The 12,220-nt window shown below is 73.2% G+C and carries 9 protein-coding genes; 7 read left to right on the plus strand and 2 right to left on the minus strand.

Annotated elements, in window-relative coordinates; all coding sequences use genetic code 11:
* The 6 genes from AWQ70_RS34155 to AWQ70_RS41750 form a co-directional block, all read left to right on the plus strand.
* Positions 1–883, plus strand: an 883-nt coding sequence (locus AWQ70_RS34155) for a carbohydrate ABC transporter permease (RefSeq protein WP_067185807.1), incomplete at its 5' end; no start/stop codon positions are given.
* The gene (locus tag AWQ70_RS34160; protein ID WP_084518117.1) at positions 880–1,836 is read left to right on the plus strand and encodes a carbohydrate ABC transporter permease; all 957 of its coding nucleotides are present in this window, start codon (positions 880–882) and stop codon (positions 1,834–1,836) included. The genes AWQ70_RS34155 and AWQ70_RS34160, both read left to right, overlap by 4 nt.
* Entirely contained in the window at positions 1,833–3,005 is a 1,173-nt protein-coding gene (locus tag AWQ70_RS34165; RefSeq protein ID WP_084518118.1) for an ABC transporter ATP-binding protein, read from the plus strand. The genes AWQ70_RS34160 and AWQ70_RS34165 overlap by 4 nt, the downstream gene beginning before the upstream one ends.
* The gene (locus tag AWQ70_RS34170; protein ID WP_245647285.1) at positions 3,002–4,231 is read left to right on the plus strand and encodes a CehA/McbA family metallohydrolase; all 1,230 of its coding nucleotides are present in this window, start codon (positions 3,002–3,004) and stop codon (positions 4,229–4,231) included. Before AWQ70_RS34165 ends, AWQ70_RS34170 begins: the two co-directional genes overlap by 4 nt.
* Positions 4,232–4,467: 236 nt before the next feature.
* On the plus strand, positions 4,468–5,583 hold the full coding sequence (locus tag AWQ70_RS34175; protein WP_067185811.1) for a Gfo/Idh/MocA family protein: 1,116 nt from the start codon (positions 4,468–4,470) through the stop codon (positions 5,581–5,583).
* 239 nt (positions 5,584–5,822) lie between these two features.
* Complete coding sequence (locus tag AWQ70_RS41750; RefSeq protein ID WP_245647286.1) at positions 5,823–9,047, plus strand: glycoside hydrolase family 38 N-terminal domain-containing protein; 3,225 nt, start codon at positions 5,823–5,825, stop codon at positions 9,045–9,047.
* A 121-nt stretch (positions 9,048–9,168) separates the two neighbouring features.
* Here AWQ70_RS41750 and AWQ70_RS34185 read toward each other — a convergent pair whose 3' ends face one another.
* Positions 9,169–9,378, minus strand: coding sequence for a ubiquitin-like protein Pup (locus AWQ70_RS34185; RefSeq protein WP_067185813.1), 210 nt, complete (start codon positions 9,376–9,378; stop codon positions 9,169–9,171).
* 313 nt (positions 9,379–9,691) lie between these two features.
* Here AWQ70_RS34185 and AWQ70_RS34190 point away from each other — a divergent pair, with 313 nt between their 5' ends.
* Positions 9,692–10,567, plus strand: coding sequence for a serine/threonine-protein kinase (locus tag AWQ70_RS34190; RefSeq protein WP_067185816.1), 876 nt, complete (start codon positions 9,692–9,694; stop codon positions 10,565–10,567).
* Positions 10,568–10,695: 128 nt separating this feature from the next.
* Here AWQ70_RS34190 and dop read toward each other — a convergent pair whose 3' ends face one another.
* A complete protein-coding gene (dop, locus tag AWQ70_RS34195; protein ID WP_067185876.1) occupies positions 10,696–12,213 on the minus strand; it encodes a depupylase/deamidase Dop in 1,518 nt (505 codons plus the stop codon).
* Positions 12,214–12,220: the final 7 nt, after the last annotated feature.

Below are 12,220 nucleotides of genomic sequence, written 5' to 3' on the forward strand. Positions count from 1 at the left end.
GGGTCTGGGCCGGGGGCGGGCGGCGGGGTTCGTGCTGCCGGCGTTGGTGCTGATCGGGGTGTTCCTGGTCTTTCCGGCGCTGTGGACGCTCTATCTGGGGCTGACGGACTACCGGCTGACGGGGCTGGAGGCGGCCGAGCCGCGGGTGGTGGGGCTCGGCAACTACACCGCGGCGCTGGGTGACGAGCGGTTCCGGGGGTCGTTGTGGCTGACCGTGCAGTTCGTGCTCGGGTCGGCGGTGATCGGGCAGGCGGGGCTCGGGTTCGCGATCGCGTGGGTGCTGCGTGACCGCCGGGGGCCGGTGAAGCGAGTCACCGAGGGCCTGGTGCTGCTGGCGTGGATCCTGCCGTCGTCGGTCGTGGCGTTCCTGTGGATCGCGTTGCTGGACCGCGACGAGGGGACGCTGAACGCGGTGCTGCACACGCCGGGGTTCGCGTGGCTGCTCGACCATCCGATGCCGTCGATCATCGTCTTCAACGTGTGGCGTGGGACGGCGTTCTCGATGATGCTGTACGGCGCCGCGCTCTCGAACGTCCCGCCCTCGCACCTGGAGACGGCCCGGCTGGCCGGGGCGTCCACGTTCCAGCAGCTCAGAGATGTGGTGTTGCCGCGGATCAGGGGGCATGTGCTGACGAACCTGCTGCTGACCAGTCTGTGGACGTTCAACGACTTCTCGACGTTCCAGATCACGGCCGGGGGCCCGGAGGGGCGGTCGGAGATCCTGCCCGTCTACATCTACAACGTGGCGCTGAGCGGGGGGCGGCTCGGGTTCGGAGCGGCGATCTCGTTCCTCGTCCTGCTCGTCAACCTGGTGTTCGCCCTGGCGTATCTGCGTCTGCTCCGTTCCCGCCGCCCGGAATCCCCGCGGAAGGCGGCCAAATGAGCGAGCGGGCGGCGCGCGGAGGTCGCGGCGGGGAAGCGACCGCCGGGCGAGCGGGGAGCGGGGAACGAGCGACCCCGAGCGAGAAGGGCGCGAGCCGCCTGGGAGAGCGCCCGAAACCCGGCGAGCGAGTGGCGCGGACCCGGCACGCGGTGGGGGTGGTGGGACGGGCGACGTTCCTGGCGGTGGTTCTGGGGTTCTTCGCGTTGCCGCTGCTGTGGCTGGCGACGGCGCCGTTCGACACGCGGCCGGGGCTCACGACGTCGGTGCCGGAGTTCACGCTGCGGAACTTCCAGGCGTTGCTCGACAATCCGTACGCGCTGACCTCGTTGCGGAACTCGCTGATCCAGGCGGGGGGCAGCGCGGCGCTGGTGGTGGCGCTCGCGGCCCTGGCGGCGTACGCGCTGTCGCGGGTGCGCGTCCCGGGCCGGGACGCGCTGCTGTATGTGCTGTTGCTGCTGTCGTCGGTGGTGACGGGGACGGCGGCGATGGTGCCGCTGTTCGAGCTGGCGACCCGGCTGAACCTGATCGACACGCACCTGGGTGTGGTGCTGACGTTGTCGGGCGGCCTGCTGCCCGCGGCGATCTTCATCATGAAGGACTTCATGGACGGGACGCCGACCTCGTACGAGGAGTCGGCGCGGGTGTTCGGGGCGTCTCCGGCGCAGATCCTTCGGCACGTCGTGCTCCCGCTGGTGCGGCCGGGCCTGGCGACGATCGCGGTGTGGGCGGTGGCCAACGTGTGGGGCAGCTTCCTGCAGCCGTTCATCCTGCTCCGCGATCCGGAGAAGGCGCCGGGGGCGGTCATCCTCTACACGCTGTACACCGAGGGCGGCGCGCCGCGGCTCGACCTGATCTCCGCGTTCTCGCTGCTCTACTCCCTGCCGGTGGTGGTGATGTACGTGTTCGTCAGTCGCAGGTACGGCTTCCGCTTCCACGGGGGGATCAAGAGTTGATCGCGTTGAGCGGGCTGACCAAGGAGTTCCCGGGCGGTGTGCGGGCGCTGGACGGGCTTGACCTGGAGATCGCCGACGGCGAGTTCGTCGCGCTGCTCGGCCCGTCCGGGTGCGGGAAGACGACGCTGCTGCGGACGATCGCCGGCCTGGAGATCCCGACGTCCGGAAGGATCAGGATCGACGGGACGGACGTGACGTCGGCCCCTCCGGGGAAGCGGGACGTGGCCATGGTGTTCCAGGACTACGCGCTGTTCCCCCACATGGACGTCACGGCGAACATCGCCTACCCCCTGCGGATCAGGAAGGTGCCCCGGGCCCGGCGCGAGGCCAGGGCGGCCGAGACCGCGGCCCGGCTCAGCCTGTCGGAGCTGCTCACCCGCCGTCCGGGCCAGTTGTCCGGGGGCCAGCAGCAGCGGGTGGCGCTGGCCAGGGCCGTCGCCTGTCACCCGAAGGCGTTCCTCTTCGACGAGCCGCTGTCCAACCTCGACGCCCGGCTGCGTCTGGAGGCGCGCACCTTCCTCAAGCGGCTCCAGCGCGAGCTCGGGGTGACGACCGTCTTCGTCACGCACGACCAGGGCGAGGCGCTGGCGCTGGCCGACCGGATCGCGGTCATGTCCGCGGGCCGATTCACACAGGTCGGGACGCCGTCGGAGGTCTTCCGGCGTCCGGCGAACACGTTCACCGCGGCGTTCATCGGCTCGACCCCCATGAACCTGCTGCCCGGCACGGTGGGCGACGGCGTCCTGCGTGTGGCGGGAGCCGTCCTCCCCCGGCCCGGCGGCGTCCCCGACGGCCCGATCGTGTACGGCGTGCGCCCCGAATACATGGACCTGTCGCCGACGCCCCGCGAGGACGCGTTCGCGGGGAAGGTAGCGGTCGTGGAGAACCTCGGCGCCGCCCATCTCGTCACCCTCGAATCCGGAGCGCGGCTGGTCCAGGTCGTCGTCCCGGAGGGCGAGGAGCCGGCTTCGGGCACGGCCGCGTGGGCGGTCCCCCGGCCGGACCGCGCGCTCGTCTACCGCGACGACCGGCTGGTCTTCCCCCTCCCCGCGCCGGACGGCGCGGGGAGCCCTGCGTCGGGCGGGGGCGGGCTTCCGGCGTCGGACGGGAACGGACCGCCGGCGGCAGGTGGCGACGGACGTCCGGCGGCGGGCGGGGACGCGCGGTGACCACGATCAGGGGCGTGTGGACGCTCGCCGACCGCGTCGGCGGTCCGGTGCGCGAGGTGCCGGTCGAGCTGCCCCGGGGAACCGCCGCCGTGACGGTCCGCCTCTCCTACGACAGGTCGGCGGGGACCCTGGACCTCGGCTGCGCCGGGCCGGGCGGTTTCCGGGGCTGGTCGGGCGGCGCGCGTTCGGAGTTCACGGTCGGGCCGGGGTGGGCCACCCCCGGATACCTGCCCGGCGAGGTCGAGCCGGGCGTGTGGTGGGTGCTCCTCGGGCTCTACCGGATCCCGGACGACGGCCTGCCGTACGAGATCCGGGTGATCGCGCACCGGAGACCTCCGGCGATGCCGCGCGACCATCCGTCCGGCGGCGTGCGGGTGCCGCGCGCCCAGCACCGGGAACCGGCCGCCTCCCGCCGCGGGCTGCCCTCTCTGGAGGGCCTGCGCTGGCTCGCGGGCGACCTGCACGCGCACACGACGCACTCCGACGGCTCCCTCGGCGTCCACGAGCTGGCCTGCCTCGCCGCCGACCGGGGGCTGGACTTCCTGGCCGTCACCGACCACAACACCGTCAGCCACCACGCCGAGCTGGCGTCGGCCTCGGCGCTGGCGGGCATCCAGCTCGTCCCCGGACAGGAGGTGACCACCGACCTCGGGCACGCGAACGCGTACGGCGACATCGGCTGGGTGGACTTCCGTACCGACCCGGAGGAGTGGGCGGCGACCGTGCGCGAGCGCGGCGGGGTCCTGTCGATCAACCATCCGGTGGCCGGTGACTGCGCGTGGCGGCACCCGATGACGGCGGACCGGCCGAGGGTGGCCGAGCTGTGGCACTGGAGCTGGTGGGACCGCACCTGGGGCGCGCCGCTCGCCTGGGGCCAGGCGTGGGCGGAGGACCTCGTGGTGGTCGGGGGCGGCGACTTCCACCGGCCGGAGGAGGGGCATCCGCCCGGGGCGCCGACGACCTGGGTGCTCGCGGACCCGTCGGCGGGGACCGAGGGGATCGTCGCCGCCCTGGCCGAGGGCCGCACCGCCGTCTCCGCCGCGCCGGACGGGCCGCTGCTGCTGCGGCACGGGGACGAGTTCCTCACGGTCGGCGCGGACGGCCTGGTGCTGTGGGGGCCCGGGACGCGCGCCGTCGTGCGGGGCGAGCGGGCCGTGTTTCCCGCCGGGCCGGGAACGCACCGGCTGGAGACGCCGTCGAACGAGGTCATGGCCCTGTGCACCTGACGCGCGCCGCCCGCCGGTATGCCGCCCGCCCCGCGTGGCTTGCCACGCACGGCCTTCCACGCTCCCGGCGCGCCGCCGCGGGGCCGCCGCTTCCGCCCGCCGGAATCCGGCGGCCGAAACTTCCGCCGCATGCCGGGGCGCTTCCCAGGGAATCTGTACCTGGTCGCAAAACATGACAACACGCCCATTAAGCCACTTTTCCGGGTGATCACACTCAAAAGTGATTGGGGGACGCCATGAAGGTCGCCATCGTGGGGCTGGGGATCGCCGCGCAGGTGATGTACCTGCCGCTGCTGGCACGCCGCAGGGACCTCTTCGAGCTCAGCGCCGTCTGCGATCTGGACGACGCCCACGCCGCCAAGATCGGCGGAGAGCTGGGCGTGGCCGCGTTCGACGATCCCATGGCCATGCTCGGCAAGGGCGGCTTCGAGGCGCTCATCGTGCTCACCAACGGATCGCACGCGCCGCTGGTCCGGGCCGCGCTCGACCACGGCCACTGGGTGCTGTGCGAGAAACCGCTCGCCTACAGCCGGGCCGAGGTGGCCGAGATCCCGGCCGACGCCCGGCTCATGGTGGGCTACATGAAGCAGTACGATCCGGCCACCCAGCGGATGGCCGAGGCCCTCCACGAGGCCGGCGGCCCGGAGGCGGTGCGGCATCTGGACGTGACCGTGCTGCACCCGTCGAGCGAGTCCCAGCTCCTCTTCGCCAAGGCGCGTCCCTCCCACCCCTCGCCCGAGGCGCTCGCGCCGTACGCCGCGGCGGACGACAGGGCGCTCACCGCGGCCCTCGGCGCGCAGGCGCCGCAACGGCTGAGACGGCTCTACTCCCAGGTCGTGCTCGGCAGCCTGTGCCACGACCTGGCGCTGATGCGGATGTTCACCGGCCCGCCCACCGCGGTGGACCACGTGGCGGTCTGGCCGGACGACGTCTTCCCGCCCTCGGTCGAGGCGAACGGCGACCTGGCCTCCGGCCGGTACAGCCTGCGCTGGCACTACCTGCCCGGATATCCCGCGTATCAGGAGCGGGTGACCATCCACCACGATCACGGCTCGCTCGAACTCGACTTCCCGTCCCCGTACCTGATGAACACCCCGACCACGCTCACCTCGGTGACGCGGCTCGGGACCACCGAGCGGAAGATCGTGTTCCGGGACGTCGCCGAGGCGTTCGAACGGCAGCTCGTCGCGTTCCACCGGTTCGCGACCCAGGACGAACCGCCGCTCACCGGACGGGACGGCGCCCTGAGCGATATCGTCACGGCGCAGCGGATCGTCCGGCGCCACGCGGAGTCCGCCGGGCTGCCGATCGGAGGCGAGGCCGCGTCACCCGAGACGCCTCCCGAGACGTGACCTGGGGCGGCCGCGCCGGAGGCGTCCGCGCAGCCCCCGCCCGTCCCGCCTCCACGGCATCCCACCGAACACGACCAGCCGGACCGACCAACCGGACACGACCAGCCGGACAGACCAGCCGGGCACGATCAGAAGGGCGCCTCACCGACCACGCCGCCGGGCGCCTCGGCCGCTCAACGGGCCCGAGGCGCCTCGTCCGCCGCCGGGCCGCGCGGACGCAAGCCCCCTGAGGAGCACGCGTGAACACCCCCCACGAGATCGTCGTCGTCCCGCACACGCACTGGGACCGCGAGTGGTACCTCCCCTTCCAGCGGTTCCGCATGGGGCTCGTCCGCATGCTGGACGAGGTCCTCGACATCATGGCGGCCGACCCGCTCTACCGCTTCACCGTGGACGGGCAGCTCGCCGCCGTCGAGGACTACCTGGAGATCCGCCCGGAGCGGCTGGACGACATCCGGAAGTTCGTCGAGGAGGGCCGCCTCGCCGTCGGCCCCTGGATGATCCTCTCCGATGAGTTCCTCTGCTCCGGCGAGACCCTGATCCGCAACCTGGAGTACGGCATGCGCGGCGCGGCCTCCCTCGGCGGGGCCATGCGCGTGGGATACCTGCCCGACCAGTTCGGGCACTGCTCCCAGATGCCGCAGATCCTCTCGCTCGCCGGGCTCCGCAACGCGTGCCTGTGGCGCGGCGTGCCCGCGTCGGTGCGCCGGGACGCCTTCGCCTGGACCGGGGCCGACGGCTCCACCGTCGTCACCCGCTACCTGCCCGGCGGGTACGGCAACGCCGTCGCCCTGTTCAGCGGTCCCGCCGAGGGACTGCCCGACCGGCTCTCGGCCTTCGCCGCGTCCATGCGCCCGTGGCGTCCGGACGGTCCCCTCCTCGCGATGTACGGCGCCGACCACTCCGCACCGGCCGCCGAGATCACGGAACACGGCCTGCGCGTCGCGACCCTCGCCGAGTTCCTGGACCTGGCCGCCGACGCCTCGGACCCCTCGGAGCTGCCGGAGGTACGCGGCGAGCTGCGGTCGCACGCCCGGGCCAACATCCTGCCCGGGGTCCTGTCCGCCCGCGTCCCGATCAAGCAGGCGATGGCCCGCGCGGAGCGCGCCGTCATCCGGTACGCCGAGCCGCTGTCCACCCTCTGGCTGGCCGACCGTACGGCGTCGGCCCGCCTGCTCGACCTCGCCTGGCGGCGGCTGATCGCCTGCTCCGGGCACGACTCCGTCACCGGGTGCGGGGCCGACGAGACCGCCCAGCAGGTCGCCGCGCGCATCGCCGAGGCGGAGCAGATCGGCCAGGCCGTGGTGGATCTCGTGAGCGCCGCCCTCGCCGCCGAGGCGCCGCGCGGCTCGCTGGTCGTGGTCAACCCGTCCCCGTACGAGCGGACCGCGCTCGTGCTCGCCGACCTGCCGGAGCACCGCTCACGCCTGGTGGACGCGGCCGGGGAGGCCGTGCCCGTCCAGCGGCTGGAGCACGCGCCCACGCTGCTCGACGAGACCGTCATGGACGACCTCTCCCAGCTCCTCGGCCGGGTCCACGAGCGGGAGCTGTTCGGGCAGGAGATCGTCTCCTGGGAGGCCGGCGACGGCGTCTTCGCGATCACCGTGAGCCGGCACGCCTCCGGCGGCTACGCGTACGAGGACCTGCGCCGGGCGATCGTGGAGGCCGGTCCCGGGCCGTGGGTGGTCCGGACGCTGGCCGAACCGGTCGTCACCGTCGCCGCGCAGGTCACCGTGCCCGCGCTCGGCCGGTCCGTCCTGACCGCCGAGCCCCCGTCCCGGGGATCGGTCCCGCTGACGCGCACCCCGGAGGCCGCGGCCGCGCTCACCGCGCCGGACGGCGTCCTCGACAACGGGCTGCTGCGGGTGAGCGTCGCGGCGGACGGCACGCTGTCGCTGCGCGGGCGGGACGGGACCGAGGTCCACGGCGTCGGCCGGATCGCGCACGGCGGCGACATCGGCGACACCTACAACTACGCGCCCCCGCCCGGGGACCTCGTCGTCGACCGCCCCACGTCCGTGCGGGTGGAGGAGGTCTGCCGGGGGCCGCTCGTGTCGGTGCTGGAGATCTCCCGCTCCTACGAGTGGCCCGCGGGAGCCGTACCGTCCGGATGGGAGACTTCCCGGGACGGCGCCGAGCCGGAGGAGCCCGGCAGCTCTTCGGACGTCTGGCCGGACACCTGCCCGGAGGAGCCGGGCATCTCTGCGGACGGCTGGCCGGACGCCCCGGACCGGACTGACACGGTCGACGGCGGTTCGCCCGGCACGACCGGCCGCGGGCGCCCGGCGGGAGCCGTGGAGACGGTCGTCATGACCCGGGTGGAGCTGCGGGCGGGCGAACCGTTCGCCCGGTGCGAGATCGCGCTCGACGTACGCTGCCGGGACCACCGCCTCCGCTGGCACGCCCCGCTCCCCCGCCCTGCCACCGAGTCGTACGCGGAGGGCCAGTTCGCGGTCGTACGGCGCGGCCCGGTCCCCGTGGACGGCGGGGAAGACGGGAAAGACGGGAAAGACGGCCTCGCGGGCCACGCCCCGGAATCTTCCGGGGGAACGAGCGCCGCCCGCCAGGCGACGAGGCCGAGCGCCGGAGGCGAACGGCCGATCCCCACCTTCCCGGCGGAGGGGTTCGTCGCGGCGGGCGGCCTGGCGGTGCTGCTCGACCACGTCACCGAGTACGAGCTGATCCCCTCCGCCCGAGGAGACGGCGCGGACGCGGCGGACGGCACAGCGGTCGGCACGGGCCCGGCCGACGGCGCGGCGAACCGCGCGGACGCGACGGACGGCGCGGCAAACCGCGCGGGCTCGGCCGACGGCACAGCAGTCGGCGCGGGCTCGACGGACAGCGCGGCGAATGGCGCAGGCTCGGCGGGCGGCGCGGACGGGCGGGCCGAGCTGGCCCTCACCCTCATGCGGTCGGTCGGATACCTGTCCCAGAACCGGAACCCCTATCGGGACGAACCGGCCGGTCCTCAGGTGGCGACCCCGGCCGCGCAGTGCCAGGGGCCTTTCTCGGTGCGCTTCGCCGTCCTCCCCTACACGGGTGACTGGGCCGAGGCCGGACTGCCGCGCCTGGCCCAGGAGTACCGCCTCGACCTGCTCGCCGTGCCCGGCGCGGGACATAATCCCGGGGCCGGACGTGCTCCCGGGACGGGCCCCGTCCCGGGGACCTCACCCTCGGAAGGGGCCGGAGATCGGAGGCGCTCGGCGGTGCGGTCAGGCCGCGCGATAGAGGTGTCGGGCGAGGGCGTGATGATGGCCGCGCTGCGCGAGAGGGACGGCCTGCTGGAGGTCCGTCTGGTCGCCGAGCATCCGTCCGCGACCGAGGCGGTGATCCGCGGGAGCTTCACCGCCGCGCGGCTCGCCGACGCCCTCGGCTCTCCCACCGCTCCGCTCACGGTCGCGCAGGGCGCCGTACGGCTCCCGCTGCGGCCGTTCGAGATCGTCACCGTTCAGCTCTCGGCCTGACCGGGACGGCTGCGGAGATGGGAGCGTGCCCGGAAAAGGTGCCGGCCCGGGCCCAGAGCACGCGGATCACGTCCGCGGTCTCCTCCGGACCCGGGCCTCCCCTTCGCGGCCGTTCCCGGCCTTACTCTCCGCCCTTCTGGACGTACGACCTCACGAACTCCTCCGCGTTCTCCTCAAGGACCTCGTCGATCTCGTCGAGGATGGAGTCGACGTCGTCGCTGAGCTTCTCGTGGCGCTCCTGAACATCGGAAGTCGGCTGCGCCTCGGTCTCCTCGACCTCGCTCTCCTGGCGGCCCGTCTGCTTCTGGCCGCCGGTGTCCCTCGTCGCCATGTGGATACCTCCGCTCGGGGGATGCCTCTCTCCCGTATCTTCCCCGAACCGGGCGACAATTCGCGCGGATCGCCCCGCGATCTTTCACCCGGCTCCGGGGACGGTCCAGACACTCAACCCTGCCCGCGCCGGGAAAGCAAGCCGCGCGCCCCACCCGGACCGCTTCCTGGACGGCCGCACGGGCTTCCAAGATCATCTGGTAGACCGGATCGTTACCCTCGCCACCGGCCCGGGGCGGGCAAGGGTGATCCTTTTTACGACCACAATATGTACCGGGGAAGCGGAGAACCGTGTCATGTCAGGGGGGTGGCTCATGGGGACGGATCAGGAACTGCTGGGAGATCGCTACCGGCTGCTCTCCGCCGTTCGCCGCGGCCGGGAAGCGGTGATGTGGCACGCGCACGACCTGCGACTGCGCCGCAACGTGGCGATCAAGGAGCTGCGGCCGTCGCACCACGACGACGAGCCCGACCTGCAGACGGCGCGCCGGCGGGCGCTGCGTGAGGCCCGGTCGGCCGCCCGGCTGAGCCATCCCGGCGTGGTGACCGTGCACGACCTGCTGGAGGCCAACGGCCGCCTGTGGATCGTGACAGAGCTCCTCGAGGGGCTCACCCTGGAGGAGACGGTCCGCCACCTTGGGCAACTGCCGGCGCACTGGGCGGCCTGGGTCGGGTTCCAGCTTCTCGCCGGAGTGCGGCACGCCCACGAGACCGGAGTGGTCCACGGGGCGATCGAGCCGGCGAACGTCCTGCTGACCGAGGACCGCGTCGTGCTGACCGACTTCGGGATGGCCGCGATCGACGGCACCGGGTCCACCACGCTCCCGATCGTCCGTACGGCGGCCTACCTGGCCCCGGAGCGGGTGACCGGCGCGCCCCCGACCGTCGCCGCGGACCTGTGGTCGTTCGGGGCGACGCTGTACTGCGCCGTGGAGGGCCGTCCCCCGTACGGCGAGGCCGGGACGCTGGCCGAGCTGGAACGCGCGCTGGGCGGGGATCCCGCGCCCTCACACCGGGCGGGCCCGCTCCGTCCCGTCCTGGAGGGCCTGCTGCGGCGGGATCCGGACGAGCGGCTGACCGCCAAGGAGGCGGTCTCGCTGCTGGTCGGCGTGCTGCGGCGGCTGGGCATCTCGGCGGCGCCGCCCGGACGGCGGCCGGAGACGCCCCCGGCCCGCGCCTTTACAAGGTAGATCTCCTGGCCCGGAGTCCGCTCGCCCCACGCCTTCAGGAGGCCGACCTCCCCCGACCGGCCGGGCCGCGGACCCCGTGCCGTCACTCGCCGGGGCCGCGTCGTGTGCTCTCGCTCGCGGGGCGGGCCTCACTTGTCGCCGGTCAGGGCCGCCACGAGGGCGGCGGCGGTGCGGCAGCGGTCGAGCAGGTCGCCGACGTGCGCCTTGGTGCCGCGCAGCGGCTCCAGGGTCGGCACCCGCTGCAGGGACTCCCGGCCGGGGATGTCGAAGATGACCGAGTCCCAGGAGGCGGCGGCCACCGACTCGCTGTACTGGCGCAGGCAGCGGCCCCGGAAGTAGGCGCGGGTGTCCGTCGGCGGCAGCTCGACGGCGCGCTCCACCTCCGTCTCCTCGACCAGGCGCTGCATCCGGCCGCGGGCGACGAGGCGGTTGTAGAGGCCGCGGTCGGGCCGGATGTCGGAGTACTGCAGGTCGACGAGCTGGAGCCGGGGGTGCGACCAGGGCAGGCCGTCCCGGGTCCGGTAGCCCTCCAGCAGTTCGAGCTTGGCCACCCAGTCCAGTTCGCGCGAGAGCTGCATCGGGTCCTCGGCGAGCCGGGTGAGCACCGACTCCCACCGGTTGAGCACGTCCTTGGTCATGTCGTCGACGCTCGCGCCGTAGCGGTCCTCGACGTACTTGCGGGCCTGCTCCAGGTACTCCATCTGGAGCTGTACGGCGGTCATCTTGCGGCCGTTGCGCAGGGCGATCTCGTACCGGCAGGTCGGGTCGTGGGAGACCGCGCGGAGGGCGGCGACGGGCGACTCGACCGACAGGTCCGCGGTGAGGAACCCGTCCTCGATCATCGCGAGGACCAGCGACGTGGTCCCTAGCTTCAAATATGTCGAAATTTCCGACATATTGGCGTCGCCGATGATGACGTGCAGCCGACGGTACTTCTCCGGGTCGGCGTGCGGCTCGTCGCGCGTGTTGATGATCGGCCGCTTGAGCGTGGTCTCCAGGCCGACCTCGACCTCGAAGAAGTCGGCCCGCTGGCTGATCTGGAAGCCCTCGCCGCGCGAGTCCTGCCCGATGCCGACCTTGCCCGCGCCGCAGACGACCTGGCGCGAGACGAAGAACGGCGTCAGGTGCCGCACGATGTCGGCGAACGGCGTCGCCCGCCGCATCAGGTAGTTCTCGTGGCAGCCGTAGGAGGCGCCCTTGGCGTCGGTGTTGTTCTTGTAGAGCTGGATGGGCGCGTTGCCGGGCATCGCCGAGGCGCGGACGGCGGCGTCGTACATGACCCGCTCCCCCGCCTTGTCCCAGATCACCACGGCGCGGGGGTTGGTGCACTCCGGTGTGGAGTACTCCGGGTGGGCGTGGTCGACGTACAGCCGCGCGCCGTTGGTCAGGATCACGTTGGCGAGGCCGAGGTCCTCGTCGGTGAGCTGGCTCTGGTCGGCCACCTCCCTGGCGAGGTCGAACCCCCTGGCGTCGCGGAGCGGGTTCTCCTCCTCGAAGTCCCACCGTGCCCGGCGGGCCTTCGCGGCGGAGGCCGCAAGGTACGCGTTGACGACCTGTGAGGAGGTCACCATCGCGTTCGCACCGGGCTGCCCGGGCACGGCGATGCCGTACTCGGTCTCGATGCCCATCACCCGCCGTACCGTCATGCGCACC

Origin of the sequence: Microtetraspora niveoalba (genome assembly GCF_001570405.1) — a bacterium.
GTDB classification, from domain to species: Bacteria; Actinomycetota; Actinomycetes; order Streptosporangiales; family Streptosporangiaceae; genus Microtetraspora; species Microtetraspora niveoalba.